General features: G+C 56.4%; 20 protein-coding genes. 17 read left to right on the top strand and 3 right to left on the bottom strand.

Features of this window, described 5'->3' with window-relative positions; all coding sequences use genetic code 11:
* Positions 1-17 precede the first annotated feature (17 nt).
* On the top strand, positions 18-716 hold the full coding sequence (locus BVC71_RS10960) for a CDP-alcohol phosphatidyltransferase family protein (protein ID WP_086451695.1): 699 nt from the start codon (positions 18-20) through the stop codon (positions 714-716).
* Here the strand turns inward: BVC71_RS10960 and BVC71_RS10965 are convergent.
* A complete protein-coding gene (locus BVC71_RS10965; RefSeq protein WP_086451696.1) occupies positions 713-1,138 on the bottom strand; it encodes a GNAT family N-acetyltransferase in 426 nt (141 codons plus the stop codon). The two genes, BVC71_RS10960 and BVC71_RS10965, sit on opposite strands and share 4 nt — an antisense overlap.
* A 62-nt stretch (positions 1,139-1,200) precedes the next feature.
* A complete protein-coding gene (gene ileS / locus BVC71_RS10970) occupies positions 1,201-4,098 on the bottom strand; it encodes an isoleucine--tRNA ligase (protein ID WP_086451697.1) in 2,898 nt (965 codons plus the stop codon).
* A gap of 315 nt (positions 4,099-4,413) precedes the next feature.
* Between ileS and BVC71_RS10980 the strand changes: the two genes are divergently transcribed.
* From BVC71_RS10980 to BVC71_RS10995, 4 genes are all read left to right on the top strand, one after another.
* Positions 4,414-4,812 carry a cupin domain-containing protein gene (locus BVC71_RS10980; protein WP_240516835.1) on the top strand — a complete coding sequence of 133 codons (399 nt, stop codon included), beginning with the start codon at positions 4,414-4,416 and terminating at the stop codon, positions 4,810-4,812.
* Between the two features lie 38 nt (positions 4,813-4,850).
* Positions 4,851-6,083, top strand: coding sequence for an MFS transporter (locus BVC71_RS10985; RefSeq protein ID WP_086451700.1), 1,233 nt, complete (start codon positions 4,851-4,853; stop codon positions 6,081-6,083).
* A 5-nt stretch (positions 6,084-6,088) separates the two neighbouring features.
* Entirely contained in the window at positions 6,089-6,967 is an 879-nt protein-coding gene (locus BVC71_RS10990) for a 50S ribosomal protein L11 methyltransferase (protein ID WP_086451701.1), read from the top strand.
* Positions 6,968-7,237: 270 nt separating this feature from the next.
* On the top strand, positions 7,238-7,441 hold the full coding sequence (locus BVC71_RS10995; protein WP_086451702.1) for a hypothetical protein: 204 nt from the start codon (positions 7,238-7,240) through the stop codon (positions 7,439-7,441).
* A gap of 56 nt (positions 7,442-7,497) precedes the next feature.
* Here BVC71_RS10995 and BVC71_RS11000 read toward each other — a convergent pair whose 3' ends face one another.
* Positions 7,498-7,728, bottom strand: a complete 231-nt coding sequence (locus BVC71_RS11000) for a DUF1127 domain-containing protein (protein WP_086451703.1) — start codon at positions 7,726-7,728, stop codon at positions 7,498-7,500.
* A 287-nt stretch (positions 7,729-8,015) separates the two neighbouring features.
* Here BVC71_RS11000 and ruvC point away from each other — a divergent pair, with 287 nt between their 5' ends.
* The 12 genes from ruvC to tilS all read left to right on the top strand — a co-directional run bounded on the left by ruvC (position 8,016) and on the right by tilS (position 17,877).
* Positions 8,016-8,525 (top strand): crossover junction endodeoxyribonuclease RuvC, encoded by a 510-nt coding sequence (gene ruvC / locus BVC71_RS11005; protein ID WP_086451704.1) that lies wholly within the window; start codon positions 8,016-8,018, stop codon positions 8,523-8,525.
* Positions 8,522-9,181: a Holliday junction branch migration protein RuvA gene (ruvA, locus tag BVC71_RS11010; RefSeq protein ID WP_086451705.1), complete on the top strand. Its 660-nt coding sequence runs from the start codon at positions 8,522-8,524 to the stop codon at positions 9,179-9,181. Before ruvC ends, ruvA begins: the two co-directional genes overlap by 4 nt.
* A 3-nt stretch (positions 9,182-9,184) precedes the next feature.
* Complete coding sequence (ruvB, locus tag BVC71_RS11015; protein ID WP_086451706.1) at positions 9,185-10,201, top strand: Holliday junction branch migration DNA helicase RuvB; 1,017 nt, start codon at positions 9,185-9,187, stop codon at positions 10,199-10,201.
* Positions 10,202-10,232: 31 nt separating this feature from the next.
* The gene (locus tag BVC71_RS11020) at positions 10,233-10,850 is read left to right on the top strand and encodes a hypothetical protein (protein WP_086451707.1); all 618 of its coding nucleotides are present in this window, start codon (positions 10,233-10,235) and stop codon (positions 10,848-10,850) included.
* On the top strand, positions 10,847-11,236 hold the full coding sequence (ybgC, locus tag BVC71_RS11025; RefSeq protein ID WP_086451708.1) for a tol-pal system-associated acyl-CoA thioesterase: 390 nt from the start codon (positions 10,847-10,849) through the stop codon (positions 11,234-11,236). The genes BVC71_RS11020 and ybgC overlap by 4 nt, the downstream gene beginning before the upstream one ends.
* A 142-nt stretch (positions 11,237-11,378) precedes the next feature.
* Positions 11,379-12,053, top strand: coding sequence for a protein TolQ (tolQ, locus tag BVC71_RS11030; protein WP_205905968.1), 675 nt, complete (start codon positions 11,379-11,381; stop codon positions 12,051-12,053).
* A gap of 3 nt (positions 12,054-12,056) precedes the next feature.
* Complete coding sequence (gene tolR / locus BVC71_RS11035) at positions 12,057-12,527, top strand: protein TolR (RefSeq protein WP_086451709.1); 471 nt, start codon at positions 12,057-12,059, stop codon at positions 12,525-12,527.
* A 4-nt stretch (positions 12,528-12,531) separates the two neighbouring features.
* The gene (locus BVC71_RS11040; protein ID WP_086451710.1) at positions 12,532-13,692 is read left to right on the top strand and encodes a hypothetical protein; all 1,161 of its coding nucleotides are present in this window, start codon (positions 12,532-12,534) and stop codon (positions 13,690-13,692) included.
* 147 nt (positions 13,693-13,839) lie between these two features.
* Positions 13,840-15,165, top strand: coding sequence for a Tol-Pal system beta propeller repeat protein TolB (gene tolB / locus BVC71_RS11045; protein ID WP_086451711.1), 1,326 nt, complete (start codon positions 13,840-13,842; stop codon positions 15,163-15,165).
* Positions 15,166-15,242: 77 nt separating this feature from the next.
* The gene (pal, locus tag BVC71_RS11050; RefSeq protein ID WP_086451712.1) at positions 15,243-15,767 is read left to right on the top strand and encodes a peptidoglycan-associated lipoprotein Pal; all 525 of its coding nucleotides are present in this window, start codon (positions 15,243-15,245) and stop codon (positions 15,765-15,767) included.
* Between the two features lie 23 nt (positions 15,768-15,790).
* On the top strand, positions 15,791-16,612 hold the full coding sequence (gene ybgF / locus BVC71_RS11055) for a tol-pal system protein YbgF (protein ID WP_086451713.1): 822 nt from the start codon (positions 15,791-15,793) through the stop codon (positions 16,610-16,612).
* Complete coding sequence (gene tilS, locus BVC71_RS11060; RefSeq protein ID WP_086451714.1) at positions 16,603-17,877, top strand: tRNA lysidine(34) synthetase TilS; 1,275 nt, start codon at positions 16,603-16,605, stop codon at positions 17,875-17,877. The genes ybgF and tilS overlap by 10 nt, the downstream gene beginning before the upstream one ends.
* Positions 17,878-17,943 lie beyond the last annotated feature (66 nt).

Raw genomic sequence — 17,943 nt, forward strand, 5'->3', positions numbered from 1 at the left:
TACGCCATGAACGTCGGATGAAACTTGCACACAAGGCTCTTGGCGTTCACTTGCTGACCGCATCCGGAGCGATCTTCGCCCTTCTTGCTATGCTGGCCGCTGTCGATGGACGATGGAGCGTTATGTTCCTGTGGCTGGTCGTTGCCTTCTTTGTGGACGGGATCGACGGGCCGTTGGCGCGGAAATACGACGTTAAAAAGAACAGCCCCGTGTATGACGGGGTTCTGCTTGATCTGATCATCGACTACCTGACCTATGTGTTTGTTCCCGCAATCGCGTTGTTCAAACACCCCGAAATGCTGCCTGGTTGGAGCGGATGGGCTGCGATTTTGGTGATCGTGTTCACATCGGCGCTGTATTTCGCGGATACACGGATGAAGACCAAAGACTATTCCTTTTCAGGTTTTCCAGGATGCTGGAATATGTTCGTTTTGGTCGTTTTCGCGATTAAGCCCGATTATTACGTGATCTTAGGACTGGTCGTTGCGCTATCGGTCGCGATGTTCCTGCCTATCAAATTCATTCACCCAACCCGCACCCGTCGTTGGCGCAAGGTATCGCTACCCATTGCCATGGCGTGGACAGCCTTTGCCGGCTGGGCGGCTTGGGTCGATTTCCATCCAGAAAGCTGGGCCCATTACGGGCTGGTCGTCACGTCCGTTTATCTGATCGCGGTCGGCGCGGTGCAGCAGCTGATCTACGGCAAAGAAGGTTAAAGAGCCTTAATCATCAGGCGATGCTGGATGCCGGCATCGTCGAACTCTGGGCCCGTCGCCTCATACCCCAGCTTTTCATAGAACGGGATCGCGGTTAGCTGCGCATCCAGTCGCGATTCTGTAAATCCGTTGGCGGCAGCATAGTCCAACAATGCTATCATTAGATCACGGCCAATGCCCGTGCCCCGTGCATCACGCAGGACCGCAACGCGCTGAACCTTGGCGTACCCTTTGTCTAGTAGCCGCGCGGTGCCCATCGGGAAACCGTTAACCCGTGCCAGAAAATGCACGCAGGCGTCCTCTAGATCGTCCAGTTCCAATTCGGGCGGAACGTTCTGTTCGTTCACAAAAACAGTAGTGCGGATGTCATAGCAGGCTTCGCGATCCTGCGGCGTGTCGACGATAGTGATGGTATTGGTCATGCGCTAATCTGTGACACCAGTTCACGCAAAAGAAAAGGGCGCCCGAAGGCGCCCCTAACTGTTTAGCCCAGTGCCGCGTCACAGCGTCCACAGACGCCCGCGTGGCTGTGGGTGCCAACGTCGGGCAGGATTTTCCAGCAGCGCTGGCATTTTTCGCCTGTAGCTTTGTCGAACACGACCGCAACGCCCTCGATGTCGTTGAGGCGGAACGCATCTTCGGGGGCTGCGGCATCTGTCAGGGTGATGCCCGATGTGATGCACAGATCCTCAAATTCGACGGTTTTCAGCGCCTCTAAGATCGCAGTGTCCGCCACGTAAACGATCGGAGCCGCCTCTAGCGATGCACCGATCACTTTTTCACGACGCTGGATTTCCAATGCTGCGGTCACGACGCGGCGCACCTTGCGGATGCCTGCCCATTTCGCGGCCAGCTCTGGGTTTTTCCAGTCTACTGGCGTGTCTGGGAAATCGACCAGATGGACCGATGCACCGTCTTCTTTGTGACGCTCTAGCCAGACCTCTTCCATCGTAAAGGTCAGGATCGGTGCCAGCCACGTTGTCAGGCGGCTGAACAGGATATCCAGAACGGTGCGCGACGCGCGGCGCTGTAGGGTGTCGCCATCACAGTACAAAGCGTCCTTGCGGATGTCGAAATAGTAGGCCGACAGATCCACGGTGGCAAAGTTGAACAGCGCTTGGAACACGCCTTGGAAGTCGTATTCGGTGTAACCCTTGCGAACGACTTCGTCCAATTCGGCCAGACGGTGCAGAACCCATTGTTCCAGTTCTGGCATGTCTTCTGGCGCGGTGCGGTCGGATTCTGTGAAATCGTTCAGCGATCCCAGCATGAAACGCATGGTGTTACGCAGGCGGCGATAGCTGTCCGCCACGCCTTTGATGATTTTGTCACCGATGCGCAGGTCAGTCGTGTAATCGGACTGCGCCACCCACAGACGCAGGATGTCTGCGCCGAACTGGTTGCACACGTCCTCTGGTGCGACGGTGTTGCCGATGGATTTGGACATCTTCATGCCCTTTTCATCCAGCGTGAAACCGTGGGTCAGCACGCCTTTGTAAGGGGCGCGGCCTTTGGTGCCGCAGGCCTGCAACATCGACGAATGGAACCAACCGCGGTGTTGGTCGGTGCCTTCTAGGTACAGGTCCGCGATGCCGTCTGCCGCGCCATCTGGGCGGTCACGCAGAACGAACGCGTGGGTCGAACCAGAATCGAACCATACGTCCAGAACGTCGAACACTTGTTCGTAGTCATCAGGGTTCGCCGCGTTGCCGAATACCTTTTCCTTGAAGCCGTCGGTGTACCAAACGTCCGCACCGTGCTCTTCGAATTCGGCCGCGATGCGCGCGTTGATTTCTGCGTTGCGCAGCAGGAAGTTTTCGTCGGTCGGCAATGCGCCTTTGCGAACGAAACAGGTTAGCGGAACGCCCCATGCGCGTTGACGCGACAGAACCCAATCTGGACGCGCTTCGATCATCGAATACAGACGGTTACGGCCCGTTTGCGGGGTCCATTTCACCAGCTGGTCGATGGATGTCAGCGCACGTTCACGGATGGTTTTGCCATAGGTGTCTTGGCCATCGTTCACGTCTTTGTCGATCGCGGCGAACCACTGCGGGGTGTTGCGATAGATCACAGGCGCTTTGGACCGCCACGAATGCGGGTACGAGTGTTTCAGCTTTGCCTTACCGAACAGGGCGCTGGCGTAAGCCATCTGTTTGATGTTCGCGACGTTTGCTGGGCCTTCTTTGCCGTCTGGCGCAACAACGTGCATGCCAGCAAAGATCGGCAGATCCGAACGATAGCTGGAATCTTCGGTGATGTTATAGGTCATTTGCAGACCGTATTTCAGACCGACCTGATAATCGTCGTCACCGTGGCTTGGCGCGGTGTGAACGAAACCTGTACCTGCCTCTTCGGTGACGTGATCGCCCGGCAGCATAGGTACGTCATAGTCCCATTCGCCATTGCCGTTTTCGACGCCGCGATATGGGTGCGCTAGGATCATACCGTCCAGCGCGTCCGCTGCAACATCGCCCACGCGTTCGAATGCGGTAACGCGAACGCCCTGCATCACGCTTTCGGCCAGTGCGTCAGCCAGCAGAACGATTTCGCCAACAGTCGCTGCCGAATGTTCGTGGACTTCGGTCACGCGGTACAGGCCGTAGTTGATCGACGGGCCAAAGCAGACTGCGCGGTTTTGCGGGATGGTCCATGGGGTGGTGGTCCAGATCACAACGCTGAAGTCGTCAGCGGATACTTTTTCGCCGCCTGAGACAGGTTTGAAGCGCACCCAAACCTGATGGCTGGTGTGGTCGTGGTATTCAACCTCTGCCTCTGCCAAAGCGGTTTTTTCGACAGGCGACCACATCACAGGTTTCGAACCTTGATACAGGGTGCCGTTCATCAGCAGTTTCATGAACTCTTCGGCGATCACGCGTTCTGCGTGATAATTCATGGTCAGATATGGATCAGCCCAGTTGCCGGTGATACCCAGACGTTTGAATTCGTCGCGCTGGATGTCGATCCAGCCTTCGGCGAATTTGCGGCATTCCTGACGGAAGTCGATGACGGGAACTTCGTCTTTGTTTTTGCCTTCGGCGCGGTATTTTTCTTCGATCTTCCATTCGATCGGCAGACCGTGACAGTCCCAACCCGGCACGTAACGCGCATCGCGGCCCAGCATCTGCTGCGAACGGACGATAAAATCCTTTAGGATTTTGTTCAGCGCGTGGCCGATGTGCAGATGGCCGTTCGCATAAGGAGGGCCATCGTGCAGGATGAATGGCTCGCGGCCTTCCTTTTCACGCAGGCGGTCGTAGATGCCGATTTCGTTCCAACGAGCCAGCCACTCAGGCTCGCGCTGGGGCAGGCCCGCGCGCATTGGGAAATCGGTTTCAGGTAGGTTCAGTGTATCTTTGTAGTCAGGCGTATCGGCGCACATAGGGGCGTCCTTTGTCACGTGTATATCTGGGAATGGGTCGGTGCGAAGCGTCATACACCTTTGCCCGGCGTCTCTGGTCGTCAGAGCGCCGGGGATATAATTCGAATGATGATCGGGTTGCGTGACATCATGGGGCGCTTATAGGCCTTGTAAAATTGGGCGTAAACCCGTCTGAGCGTGGTCAGAACGCCCAAGGCCGCCAACAGGCTGTAAAATTCGTTCGTATAGTGCGTAATTTTTGTGCAAATGCGACCTGTGTAGGTCGAAAATAGCAAAGCGACTCGGGTGTTGTCGGCGCAGCGTTGGCTCATGGACATGAGCTTTATCAAACCGTTTATGGTCGATGCGACCCAAGTCCCGCAGGACAGCGGGGATGCGGACGTTTTCGGCACGGTCAAATGGCGCACCCTGATTTGCGGCGATGTCACGCCGGCAGCAGGGACCGTCATGGGGATCGCAGAGTTTGATGCTGGCGGAACGCTTCGCCCGCATCGGCATGAACCGTCCGAAATTTATTTCGGATTGTCTGGGTCGGGCATCGTGACAATTGACGGCATCCCGCATGAAATCCGCGAGGGTGTTACGATCCTAATCCCAGAGAACGCGTTGCATGACACGGTCGCGGGGCCGGGCGGATTGAGTTTTCTCTATACCTTCCCAAAGGATCGATTTGCGGACGTTAAATACAGGTTTGCGGAAAATAGTAGCGAATAAATCTGTGCAGGTGGCACATATTTTCGTATCGATGCCGCATGACTAAAATCGTACCGCTTGATTCCGCCCATGAATTGCCAGTTTGGCGTCGCCCTATTGCGCTGTTGTTCCTTGTTGCAATGGCCCTGCCTTTGGCTTTTTCCACCTGGCAGGCGCTGCTGAATAACTTTGTGATCGAAGTCGCCGATTTCCAAGGTGACGATATCGGCCTGTTGCACACAGTCCGTGAAATCCCAGGGTTTCTGGCGATTGGCGTGATCGTTCTATTGCTGTTCGTGCGCGAACAGCGATTGGGATTGCTGTCATTGTTGTTGTTGGGTGTATCCACCGGCGTTACGGCATGGTTTCCCACGCTGGGCGGCATTTTGATGATCACGACCTTTAGTTCGATCGGGTTTCACTATTTTGAAACGGTGAACCAATCATTGCAGTTGCAGTGGATCGACAAAGCAAAAGCGCCACAAACTTTGGGCTGGATTTTGGCGGCTGGATCCGGTGCGACCTTTGTGGCCTACGGTCTGCTGGTACTAACGTGGAAAACGCTGGGGCTGTCCTATAACACTGTTTACATGATCTCGGGCGGGACGACGGCACTGATCGCGCTGTTCTGCCTGTTCGCCTATCCGCAATTCGAAGCGCCAAACCCGCAGCTAAAATCGTTCGTCCTGCGACGCCGCTACTGGCTGTATTACGCGTTGCAATTCATGGCAGGCGCGCGTCGCCAGATTTTCGTGGTGTTCGCAGGTTTTATGATGGTCGAACGGTTCGGATTCGAGGTGCATGAGGTCACAGGCCTGTTTCTTTTAACCCTGATCGTTAACATGCTGGTCGCCCCGTTTCTGGGAAAAGCGGTCGCAATCTGGGGGGAACGCCGCGCGTTGATGGTGGAATACGTCGGGCTTGTTGTCGTATTCCTGTGCTACGGCGGTGTCTATTTCTTTGGCTGGGGCGTGCTGATCGCTGGTGCATTGTACGTGGTCGATCACATCTTTTTCGGGTTGGCATTGGCGCTGAAAACCTATTTCCAGAAAATCGCAGATCCGGGTGATATCGCCCCGACGGCGGCGGTGGCGTTTACGATCAATCACATAGCAGCGGTGGTTCTGCCGGTGCTTTTGGGGCTGCTATGGCTGCAATCGCCGCTCTTGGTCTTTTTGCTTGCGGCTGGTATGGCAGCGGTATCCTTGTGTTTGGCGATGCTGATCCCGCGTCACCCGACCGAAGGGTATGAAACAATTTTGACGCGCCCTCGGGCTGCCCCTGCCGAATAAAGCTTATGACCGATCTGACCTATTCCGCCATTGCCGTTGTCCCATCTCTTGATCAGGCGGAGGCATTGGCGCTGGCTTGTGAAAATCTGTACCCAGAGCCCACAGGCGTAGGTAGTTTCGAAATCGAAGATGGGTCGGGGTTGTTCGAGGTTGCCGCCTATTTCGTGGAAAAGCCTGACCAAGCGGGTTTGGCGCTGTTGTCCACAATGCACGGAGCCAAAGACTTTGTAATTTCTGAGGTGCCGCAAATCGATTGGGTCGCGCATGTAAAACGCGAACTGGCCCCGGTCGAGGCTGGTCGTTTCTTTGTTTACGGTAGCCATGACGCCGACAAAGTACCCGATGATAAAATCGCGCTGTTGATCGAGGCGGCGATGGCATTCGGTACAGGGCACCACGGAACCACTTTGGGGTGCCTGCGCGCGCTAGATCGGATCGCGAACGAAGGCGCTGCGCCGAAAAAGGCAATTGATGTTGGCTGCGGCACGGCTGTTTTGGCGATGGGCGCAGTACGCGTTTGGCCAGATGCAACGGTTTTGGCGTCGGATATTGATCAGGTCGCCGTAGATGTTGCTGAGACCAATTTGGCGGCGAACGGAATGTCTGGATCTGTTTTGTGTCTAGAGGCCGCAGGTTTCGATGCGCCCGAGATCGGGCAGGCAGGGCCATACGACCTGATTTTCGCGAATATCCTGAAAGGCCCGCTGATTTCGATCGCGCCGGATATGGCCGATCACGCAGCGCCCGGCGCGCATGCGATTCTTTCGGGAATTCTGAACGAACAGGCCGATAGCGTACTTTCTGTCTATAACGCACAGGGGTTTACCCTAAAGTATCGCGAAATTGTCGGTGATTGGACAACATTAACCCTGACCTACGGATAATGTTTCTTAATCAGGGGACTCTGCCCTGATTTTGTCATGGATTTTTGACAAAGTTGAACAGTTGGTTAAAGCCCGTACCGGTACGGTGGGGGCTGTACGCGTAAGGTTTATGTTATGGGTCAGAATGAGAGTACGTTTGAGGCCCGCGTTGATAGAATTGAACGGTCTTATGAAATGCGCACTGCGAATGGTGTAAGGCACGAAATTCTAAGTGACGGGTTAATAGTTGCACGGCCGCGCAGACGTGCGCCGCGGTTTCCTTGGAAAGGGTTGGCCATTTCCGGGATCGCATTGATCGGGTTCAAGGTTTTGATGCTGATGAACTTGGGTCCAAATGTGTATGCGCAGCGTGTTGAAATGTTGGCTGACGGCACGGTGTTTGAACAGGCCGGTGCATGGTTCATGCAGGTTGATGTGGTCACGAAATGGACCGCTGAAAACCTGACAGCGCTGATAAAGACGGCGCTAAGATAACAAAAAGGACCGCCCGATTTGGGCGGTCCTTTTGCATTACATTCGATGGCACTGGATCAGTTGAATGCGCCCTTGCGCGCGATTTCAATAATCTGACCGCGGGTCAGGCCGATGTCGTTCAATTCGTGATCCGACAGTTTATCCAGCAAGGCCAGTGTTTTGCGCAGCTCGATCCAGTTCTGGATGCGTGCGATCTGGTCGTAAACAAACGATACCGCCTGATATGCGGCGCGGGACGATGCTGCGGTGTCTGGCGACAGCGCAATCGGTGCAGCAACTAATGCCATGTTAATTCCTCATTACTCTGTTGCCGCAATGCGGCATGATCTGTGTTCTGAGGCCCACGTAATCTGCCCGAAATGCAAAAACCATCGCCAGTTTTGCATAGTAATTATGCGTTTTTGGAATGGCTAATTTTTGTGCAAATAGGTCACAATTTAATCACTCGATCTGTCGTAATTTGCATCTGCCTGTTCGCTTTTGGGGCAATGTGCGTTGGGTGATCGTAAAAGCGGCTTGGCGTTTGTTCGCGTTTTGTGCTATTTGTCGAAAAAGAGCAGAATAAGGCACAGCAATGCGCGTGATCGGAATCGATCCGGGGCTGCGAAATATGGGCTGGGGAATCATCGATGTATCGGGATCCCGACTGGCGCATGTGGCGAACGGAATATGTAAATCTGACGGCAAAGCCGATCTATCGAACCGATTGCTGGATCTGCACGATCAACTGACTGCCGTTTTTTCTGAATACAAACCTGACGCCGCTGCGGTCGAGCAAACGTTCGTTAACAAAGACGCGGTTGCGACCCTGAAGCTGGGGCAGGCACGCGGGATTGCTCTGCTGGTGCCTGCGCAGGCGGGGCTGACTGTCGGGGAATATCTGCCGAACGCGGTGAAAAAAGCCGTCGTTGGCGTCGGTCACGCGGACAAAAAACAGATCGACCACATGGTGCGCCTGCAATTGCCGGGCGTAAAGATCAACGGTGTCGATGCTGCGGACGCGCTGGCGATTGCCATTTGTCATTCACACCACTGTCAATCTGCGGGGCATCTGTCGCGCGCAATCGCAAAGGCCGCGGGATGATTGGGAAACTCTCTGGGATAGTCGATTACAAAGGCTTGGATCACGTTATGATCGACGTGCGCGGTGTGGGTTACATCGTCTATTGTTCCGACCGTGTCATGGCCGCCATCCCGCCCGTGGGCGAGGCGGTCGCGCTATATACGGACCTATTGGTGCGCGAAGATCTGATGCAGTTGTTCGGATTTTCGACGCTGGTTGAAAAAGAATGGCACCGCCTGCTGACGGGCGTTCAGGGCATTGGGCCAAAGGCGTCATTGGCGATCCTTGGCACGCTTGGCCCCGAAGGCGTCAGTCGCGCGATTGCGCTGGGCGATGCTGCGGCTGTGGCGCGTGCCAAAGGGGTCGGCCCGAAAACGGCGCAGCGCGTGGTGCTGGAGCTAAAGAACAAAGCGCCGTCCGTCATGGCCATGTCTGGGCAAGAGGCGGCCGTTTCGGACGACGTGATTGACACCGAAACGCCCGTGAAAAAGCCGCGCAAGACGGCCCCGCCCAAACAGAACACCGCGCAGCCAGAGGCGCTATCGGCGCTGCAAAACCTAGGCTACGGTCCGTCGGATGCGGCATCGGCTGTTGCAACGGCGCTAGAGTCGGAGCCTGATTTGGACACCGGCGCGTTGATCAAAGCGGCGCTGAAACTACTGGCGCCGAAAGGGTAATCGATGGACCGAACCGAAGATCTGTCGCCCGAACGGCAATCATCAGACAACGATCGCGCGTTGCGTCCGCAGGGGTTAGATGAATTCATCGGTCAGGCCGAAGCGCGCGCCAACCTGCGCGTGTTCATCGAATCCGCCAAGCGGCGGGGCGAGGCGATGGACCACGCGTTGTTCCACGGCCCGCCCGGATTGGGTAAAACGACGCTCGCGCAGATTATGTCGCGCGAATTGGGCGTGAATTTCCGCATGACCTCGGGCCCTGTGTTGGCCAAAGCGGGCGATCTGGCCGCGATCCTAACAAACCTAGAGGCGCGGGACGTTCTGTTCATCGACGAAATTCACCGCATGAACCCCGCGGTCGAAGAGGTCCTGTATCCCGCGATGGAAGATTACGAACTGGACCTTGTTATCGGCGAAGGTCCAGCCGCGCGAACGGTGCGGATTGAATTACAGCCCTTTACGCTGGTCGGTGCAACGACGCGTTTGGGTCTGCTGACTACGCCGCTGCGGGATCGTTTTGGCATTCCGACGCGGCTCGAATTCTATAATGTTGATGAATTGCATCAGATCGTCACGCGGGGCGCACGGTTGTTGGGGGCGCCTGCTGATGACGATGGCGCGCATGAAATTGCGAAACGTGCTCGGGGAACGCCGCGTATTGCGGGCCGATTGCTGCGCCGTGTCGTCGATTTCGCCGTAGTCGAAGGCGACGGTCGCGTGACCCAAGCCATCGCTGACCGCGCATTGACTCGTTTGGGCGTAGATAGTCTGGGGCTGGATAGCGCCGACCGCCGATATATGCGCCTAATGGCCGAAAGCTATGGCGGCGGCCCTGTGGGGGTCGAAACCCTATCGGCGGCCCTATCCGAAAGCCGCGACGCGCTAGAGGAAGTGATCGAACCCTATCTGCTACAACAGGGTCTTATCCAGCGCACGCCGCGCGGACGGATGTTGGCCGCTGCGGCGTGGCGGCATCTGGGATTGGACGCACCGCGCAGCGAACAGGATTTGTTCGGTTGAATCGCGGGGCAGGGGCGGTTATCGAAACGGCATGACACCTGAACAGATTACACAGCTATTCACCCGCGCTGACGGTACGTATTTATGCGCCCGTTGGGGCCGTCCCATTGTGCCCGTTGTTTTCGGAGTGGAAGAGGAAACTCTGAAAATCCTGAAAGGCGCGATCGAGGCGACCGTCGGCATGGCAGGCCACAAGATGGCCGAAACGGATACCGAATTGGGTGCGAACCTGATGATCTTTTTCTGCCGTGCTTGGGATGACCTGCTGGGCGTTCCCAATCTGGAAAAGCTGTTGGATGGGCTGCCTGATCTGGTGTCACGCCTGAACGGGTCGAGTGCGAACCAGTACCGCACCTTTCGTTTCGACAAAGATGGCGCAATTAATTCTTGTGTTGTTGTTCTGCGCATGGATGGCGATCTGGCGAAACAACCCGCCGCAGATATCGCACTGGCCCAAGCTGCGCAGATGTTGCTGACCTGGGGCGATGGCGCGTTTGCGGAACAATCGCCACTGGCAAACGCTGGTGAAACGACCGTTTTGCGTCCTGATATCGGGGCGCTGATCCGTGCGGCCTATGATCCTGTTCTGCCCGCATGTGATCGCGATGCGTCCCATAGTTACCGTTTATTTGCACGGATGTCCCAATGACCCACCGTTTTGAATGCCACGTTTATTACGAAGACACCGATCTGGCCGGCATCGTCTATTATGCGAATTACATGAAATTCATCGAACGGGCCCGCACGGAATGGGTGCGTACGCGCGGCGTGGATCAGGTGGCGCTGAAAGAAAACGAAGGTATCGTTTTCGCCGTACGCCGGGTCGAGGCAGACTATCTGCACCCCGCGAAATTCGATGACGATCTGGTGGTTGAAACCAAGGTCGACTCCATGACTGGTGCGCGGATCACCTTGCAACAGGATGTTCTACGCGACGGAGAGCTGCTGTTTACGTCGCACGTCACGTTGGTTGCGATCGGCCCGAACGGGTCACCAGCGCGTTTGCCGCAGGAATTGCGCCGCGCTTTGCATTGATTATCGGCTAAACAGGCTGAAAATCGCGTATTTCAGTCCTGAAACGCAAGCGTGAACGCAAGACGCTTGGCAAATCGCCTGTGGATAATGTATTTCGGTTCGCAACAGCGGGAAAAACCGCGCGACAGTACAGAGCAGGCACATGGAAGCAGCAACCGACTACACGATGTGGGCGTTATTCGCCCGCGCGACGATCCTTGTTAAACTAGTGATGATCATGTTGGTCCTAGCATCCGTTTGGTGCTGGGCTGTGATCGTTGATAAGATCGTCCAATACCGCAAGGCGCGCGCAGAGGCCGCTGTTTTTGACCGCGCGTTTTGGTCTGGCGAGCCTCTGAATGATCTGTTCGACAAAATCGGCACGACTCCGACTGGCCCCAGCGAACGTATTTTCGTCGCGGGCATGATGGAATGGCAGCGTAGCATCAAAGGCGACGGTGGCTTCATCGCAAACGCTCACGCGCGCATCGACCGTTCGATGGATGTCGCCATCGCGAAGGAGGCGGCAAAGCTGCAAAAAGGTCTGCCCGTTTTGGCGACCGTCGGTTCGACCGCGCCGTTTGTTGGTCTGTTCGGTACCGTTTGGGGGATTATGAATTCCTTCATCGAAATTGCCGAAGCGCAAACAACCAACCTTGCCGTTGTGGCCCCTGGTATTTCCGAAGCGTTGCTGGCAACCGGTCTGGGTCTGCTGGCCGCGATCCCTGCGGTTGTGTTCTATAACAAGCTGACCAACGACAGCGATCACGTCGTCGCTGGGTACGAGGCTTTTGCCGATGAATTTTCGACCATCCTTGGTCGTCAGTTGGATAGTTAAACGATGGGTGCGGGCGTTACCCCAAAGGCATCAGGCGGCGGATCTCGTCGCCGTCGCCGCGTACGCGGTGGCAGTGCTGCGATGTCTGAAATCAACATCACGCCTTTCGTAGACGTGATGCTGGTTCTGCTGATTATTTTCATGGTTGCTGCACCGCTGATGACGGTGGGTGTGCCTGTTGAATTGCCGAAAACGCAGGCCTCGGCGCTGCCAACAGATGACGAAGAGCCGCTGACCGTGACCATCACCGCCGAAGGTCAAGTGATGATCCAGAATTCGGAAACGGATCAGGCTGAATTGGTGACAAAACTACAGGCGATTGCGGCGGAACGGTCCAGCGACCGTATTTATCTGCGCGCGGATGGTGCCAACAATTGGAACCGCGTGGCCGAGATTATGGGCCTGCTGAACGCGGGTGGGTTTTCGAACATCGGTCTGGTGACCGATATTGCGACCTCGGGGTCGAACGGATAACGCCGTGGATTTTCAACGCTACAGCGTCGGAACTTGGGTATCTGGGGTTGGCCATGCGGGGCTGATCCTATGGCTCGTCGTCGGCTGGGGAATGAATAACGAACCGATGGAGTTCGAAGTGGCCGATGTGTCGGTCATTTCGGGGGCGGAATATGATGCTTTGGTTGCTGCGACGTCGCCGCAAACCACGACGGACCCTTTGCCCGACATGATCGCCCCCACGGTCGAAGACACGCCGCCAGATGCCGTCCCGTTAGAACCAGAACCCACGCCAGTCGAACCTGCGCCCGCTGCGCCTGCAGCCCCGGTCGAGGACACGCCGCCGCCAGCGCCGCCCGCGCGTCCCGAACCTGTTGAGCCGCCCGTCGAAACCGTGGTCGAACCAACCCCTCCATCGCCCGAGGTTGGCGCGCAAGATTTGCCCATTTCGCCGCGCCCGATGGAACGGCCCGCCGATCGTATCGCGTCCGTGCCCACGCCGTCGCAGCCCGAATTGGACGTTGCGCCCGAACCTGTCGCGCCTGTCACCCAAGCCGAGGCTGATCAAACGCCCGAAGTGGTCGAGGAAGAACGCGACGCGGCAGCACCCGAAGAAACCGCAGCCCGCATTGTGTCAGCGGATGAAACACCAGCGGCTGCTGCGCCGACATCGTCGCCGCGACCGCCTGCGCGCCCATCGGCTTTGCGCACGCAGCCAGAACCTGAACCTGCTGAAACGCAGACCGCCGCTGCGCCCGAACCCGCCGAAGAGGCCCCCGCACGTGATGCCGAAGCTGACGCAATCGCAGCCGCGTTAGCCGCCGCGACGGCTTCTACGGCGGCAAATCAGGGGCCGGCTACCGCTGGTCCGCCATTGTCTAGCGGCGAAGAAAGCGCATTCAAAAACGCTGTCAGCGCCTGTTGGGTTGTCGATAGCGGTGCGCAATCTGCGAATGTGACGGTGACGGTTGCGTTTTCGCTAACCCGCGAAGGCCGCGTTGATGGGGATGTCCGTCAGATCGGAGCAACAGGCGGCGATAGCGCTGCGGTGCGTGCAGCATTCGATTCTGTACGCCGCGCAATTTTGCGTTGCCAATCATCGGGCTATCCGTTGCCCGCAGAAAAATATGAAACGTGGAAAGATGTCGAACTGACATTTGATCCAGTTTCCATGAGTTTACGGTGATTGCGGTGCCAATAGTTCGCAGATTTGTGATCCGGATGTGGCACCTTTTCGCCCAATTTCCCCATGTTTATGGGGGCAATCTGGTAAATGACGTATCAAATATTCCATGCTGCCGTTCGATGGGAACGCCCGCTTATGAGGACCTGAATGTTTAAGAAACTGTTGATCCTTCTGTCAGCTATTATTCTGGCTGGCCCAGTGGCAGCGCAGCCTTTGCGTTTGACCATTACTGATGGTGTGATCGAACCATTGCCCTACGCGTTGCCGTCGTTTGACGCCGAAACCGCAGGATCCGAGGTGATGGCCGCACAGATCAGCCAAGTGATTGCCGACGATCTGTCCGGCACGGGACTGTTTCGTCAAATCCCATCGTCTGCGTTCATCAGCCGCCATGTGTTCAACACCACGCCTGCCTATGCGGATTGGCGTGCGATTAATGCTCAGGCGTTGATTACGGGCGCTGTTGCTGTGACCGGTGATCAGGTCGTTGTGAAATTCCGCCTGTTCGACGTGTTCACGGGCGCTGAAATGGGCGACGGTCAGCAATTGGTTGCCAGCGCCACAGGTAACGGTTGGCGCCGATTGGCCCACAAGGTTGCAGACCAAGTGTACAGCCGCATCACGGGCGAGGCAGGTTATTTTGATAGCCGCGTCATTTACGTCGCTGAAAGCGGCCCCAAAGATAACCGCCGCAAGGTCATTTCGATCATGGATTATGATGGGCGCAATGCAGAGCCTTTGACCGCAGGCGGCGACATTGTATTTTCCCCGCGTTTTTCGCCGTCGGGCGACCGTGTTTTGTATACATCGTTGGTGCCGGGCATCGGGACGAGCATCGTGATGCTGGATGTGAATTCGGCTTCTGCACGGCCCATCACCACTGCGCCTGGTAACATGGCGTTTTCGCCGCGTTTCAATCGCGACGGAACCAAAGTGATCTATTCCCTAGAAAGCGGCGGTAATACCGATATCTGGATGACCGACATCGCCTCTGGCCAACATACACGCCTGACCAACGCCCCGTCGATTGAAACCGGACCCAGCTTTTCGCCAGATGGATCGCAGATCGTTTTTGAATCGGATCGTTCGGGTGGTCAGCAGCTGTACGTCATGTCCGTCAATGGTGGCGAAGCGCGCCGTATCTCATTCGGCGACGGCCGCTATGGTACGCCCGTTTGGTCGCCGCGCGGTGACATGATCGCCTTTACCAAACAAAACGCGGGCCGTTTCCACATTGGCGTGATGCGCACCGACGGATCGAACGAACGTCTGCTGTCGTCGGCTTCGGGTGGATATCTGGACGAAAGCCCGACATGGGCGCCGAATGGTCGCGTCATTATGTTCTTCCGCGAAACGCTGGGAGAAAACGGCGGTCCATCGCTCTATTCGGTTGATATTTCGGGCCGAAACTTGCGTCAGGTTCCGCTGGGCGGTTTTGCCTCTGACCCGTCATGGGGCCCATTGCTACGCTAATCTTTCGGGCGGATTCCCAACTGGGGCCGCCCGTGTTATAATCTGACCAAGAGCAGTCAAAATTAGGATAAACATCCATGCACACCCTAACCAAAGCCGCAGCGATCATCGCCCTGATGACCACCGCCGCCTGTACCAATCCAGACCGTTTCGGCGCTGGTAATGCCAACTCTGTCGATTTGAATGCAAATGGCGCTTTTGGCGCGGATGCGATGAATAATCCGTCCAACCCCAATAGCCCTGCCTATTTTAACCAGACGATCGGTGACCGCGTGTTGTTTGCGGTGGATCAATCCACACTGTCGACCGACGCGATGATGACGCTAGACGGTCAGGTCGGTTGGTTGATGGCGAACACAGACTACACTGCTGTGATCGAAGGCCACGCCGACGAACAAGGCACGCGCGAATATAACCTTGCATTGGGCGCGCGCCGTGCGAATGCGGTTTACGAATACCTGATTTCCAAAGGTATCCCAGCATCGCGTATCCGTACCATTTCCTATGGTAAAGAACGCCCGATCGCGACCTGTGCGCAGGCCGCTTGCTATGAACAAAACCGCCGAGCTGTGACTGTGATCAGCATCGGTTCAATGATGTAATCTGAATTTTGGGGGCCGTTACAATGCGCAAGGCTTTGCTATCTTTTGCTGTTGCAGTCACGCTGCCGTTTCAGGCCGCGGCGCAGGATCAGACGCTGGCGGATATTCGTCAGCAGTTAACGGCCCTTTATGTTCAGGTTCAGCAATTAAATACCGAACTATCAACGACAGGGTCCGCCATGGGCGGAGCCTCGGTTGGCGGTTCGGCGTTAGAACGGTTGAATGCGATTCAGACGGAATTGCAGCGTTTGACCTCAAAAACCGAAGAGCTCGAATTCCAGATCACGCAGGTTGTGCGCGACGGCACCAATCGTATTGGCGATCTAGAGTTCCGTTTGTGTGAATTGGAACCGAACTGCGATATCGGATCGTTGGGGGACACGCCGTCTTTGGGCGGTGTAGATACGGGTTCGGCGGCTATTCCAACGCCTGTTACGCCAACGGTGGTTGGTCCACAGTTGGCTGTGGGCGAACAGGCCGATTTTGATGCGGCGAAAACCGCAATGGAAAGCGGCGATTTCCGAACCGCTGTGTCGGGCTTTGATAATTTTGTAATGGCGTACCCCGGTAGCCCTTTGGCGCAAGAGGCCCATTACCTAAGCGGCGAAGCGTATGAATCTTTGGGTGAAGTGACGAACGCGGCCCGCGCGTATTTGGGCAGCTTTTCGGCAGATCCCGCAGGGGCAATCGCGCCTGATGCGTTATTCAAACTGGGCTTTTCGTTAGGAGCGTTGGGTCAGACCCAAGACGCCTGTACGACCCTGATGCAGGTTGGCGTGCGGTTCCCGAATACTGATGCCGCTTTGGATGCTCAAAGCGCGATGCGCAATTTCGGATGTTCCTAGATCATGAATGGTTGATGCAGCAGGGGCCTGACGCCATGCTGCTGCACGCCGTCGGAACGGCATTTGCGCGGCGACCAGATACGGTCGCCGTTGCGGTATCTGGTGGCGGCGATTCAATGGCGTTGTTGGATTTGGCGATCCGTGCAGCCGCCCAACAAAACCAAACGGTGCTGGCTGTCACGGTCGATCACGGATTGCGACCCGAAGCCGCTGATGAAGCTCGCATGGTCGCCACATTCTGCGCCGAACGGGGTATCCACCATGACACGTTGCGATGGGACGGGCAGGCCGATGGTAACCTCATGGCTGCCGCGCGCGAGGCCCGATATCGCCTGATCGCCAAATGGGCACGGGATCACGATTGCGCGCATGTCGTTCTGGGCCACACTCAAGATGACGAGGCCGAAACATTTCTGATGTCTTTGGCGCGCGGGGCGGGTGTAAACGGTCTGGCGGGTATGGATCTTTTCCCTACGTACGGTAGGGTCCAATGGCGGCGCCCATTGATGTCCGTGTCGCGGGCAGAACTGCGCGAATATCTGATGCGTCGCAACATCGGTTGGGTCGATGATCCGACGAATGACAACGATAAATATCTGCGCGTGCGCACCCGCAAATTATTGCCGCAGCTCGACGCCATCGGCCTGAACGCTGGCCAGATTTCATCCTCTGTTCACGCTATGAAAATGGCGCGCAGCGCGTTGGAATATTACACCATCAAAGAGGCAGAGGAGCACGTCGTCGTCACGGGCGGTGATGTGACATTGCCGCGAAATTTCAATCGGGTGATGCCAGTTGAAATTCAACGGCGGCTTTGGGTTGCGATTTTGCAGTGGATCGGCGGCGGGCAATATGCGCCGCGCACTTCGGCGCTGTTTGAATTGGATACGGCGATTTTGGACGGGCGAAACCACACGCTGAACGGCTGCGCGATCATCGTGAAAGATGACAAAATCCATGTGACGCGCGAATTGAATGCCGTGCACGATCTGACATGCCCAACCGATGAAATTTGGGACCGTCGCTGGCGATTGGACGGACCGCATGACCCTGCATTGACCATCGCACCGGTTGGCGAACTGGGGATTCGCCAGTTAGATGACTGGCGGGCGGCAGGTTTTTCCCGTGCATCGATTATTTCGTCACCTGCCATTTGGGATGAAAAAACGCTAATTGCTGCACCATTGGCTGGTTTTAATGACAATTGGACGGCGCAGATCGTCGCGCCATGGCATCCTGTTGCGAAACACGCATTGAACCTCTGACATTACTGCCTATTTTAAGGGGAAATCTGCCACCAGCCGAACTGGTGGCATGAACGTCAGAGGAGT

The sequence above is a fragment of the Marivivens niveibacter genome, assembly GCF_002150005.2.
Taxonomy (GTDB): Bacteria; Pseudomonadota; Alphaproteobacteria; order Rhodobacterales; family Rhodobacteraceae; genus Marivivens; species Marivivens niveibacter.

What these genes read in the sequence shown, in the direction of transcription:
- BVC71_RS10960 (WP_086451695.1), top strand. Translation starts at nt 18, where the DNA reads ATGAAACTTGCACACAAGGCTCTTGGCGTTCACTTGCTGACCGCATCC.
- BVC71_RS10965 (WP_086451696.1), bottom strand. Translation starts at nt 1,138, where the DNA reads ATGACCAATACCATCACTATCGTCGACACGCCGCAGGATCGCGAAGCC.
- ileS (WP_086451697.1), bottom strand. Translation starts at nt 4,098, where the DNA reads ATGTGCGCCGATACGCCTGACTACAAAGATACACTGAACCTACCTGAA.
- BVC71_RS10980 (WP_240516835.1), top strand. Translation starts at nt 4,414, where the DNA reads ATGAGCTTTATCAAACCGTTTATGGTCGATGCGACCCAAGTCCCGCAG.
- BVC71_RS10985 (WP_086451700.1), top strand. Translation starts at nt 4,851, where the DNA reads ATGACTAAAATCGTACCGCTTGATTCCGCCCATGAATTGCCAGTTTGG.
- BVC71_RS10990 (WP_086451701.1), top strand. Translation starts at nt 6,089, where the DNA reads ATGACCGATCTGACCTATTCCGCCATTGCCGTTGTCCCATCTCTTGAT.
- BVC71_RS11000 (WP_086451703.1), bottom strand. Translation starts at nt 7,728, where the DNA reads ATGGCATTAGTTGCTGCACCGATTGCGCTGTCGCCAGACACCGCAGCA.
- ruvC (WP_086451704.1), top strand. Translation starts at nt 8,016, where the DNA reads ATGCGCGTGATCGGAATCGATCCGGGGCTGCGAAATATGGGCTGGGGA.
- ruvA (WP_086451705.1), top strand. Translation starts at nt 8,522, where the DNA reads ATGATTGGGAAACTCTCTGGGATAGTCGATTACAAAGGCTTGGATCAC.
- ruvB (WP_086451706.1), top strand. Translation starts at nt 9,185, where the DNA reads ATGGACCGAACCGAAGATCTGTCGCCCGAACGGCAATCATCAGACAAC.
- BVC71_RS11020 (WP_086451707.1), top strand. Translation starts at nt 10,233, where the DNA reads ATGACACCTGAACAGATTACACAGCTATTCACCCGCGCTGACGGTACG.
- ybgC (WP_086451708.1), top strand. Translation starts at nt 10,847, where the DNA reads ATGACCCACCGTTTTGAATGCCACGTTTATTACGAAGACACCGATCTG.
- tolQ (WP_205905968.1), top strand. Translation starts at nt 11,379, where the DNA reads ATGGAAGCAGCAACCGACTACACGATGTGGGCGTTATTCGCCCGCGCG.
- tolR (WP_086451709.1), top strand. Translation starts at nt 12,057, where the DNA reads ATGGGTGCGGGCGTTACCCCAAAGGCATCAGGCGGCGGATCTCGTCGC.
- tolB (WP_086451711.1), top strand. Translation starts at nt 13,840, where the DNA reads ATGTTTAAGAAACTGTTGATCCTTCTGTCAGCTATTATTCTGGCTGGC.
- pal (WP_086451712.1), top strand. Translation starts at nt 15,243, where the DNA reads ATGCACACCCTAACCAAAGCCGCAGCGATCATCGCCCTGATGACCACC.
- ybgF (WP_086451713.1), top strand. Translation starts at nt 15,791, where the DNA reads ATGCGCAAGGCTTTGCTATCTTTTGCTGTTGCAGTCACGCTGCCGTTT.
- tilS (WP_086451714.1), top strand. Translation starts at nt 16,603, where the DNA reads ATGTTCCTAGATCATGAATGGTTGATGCAGCAGGGGCCTGACGCCATG.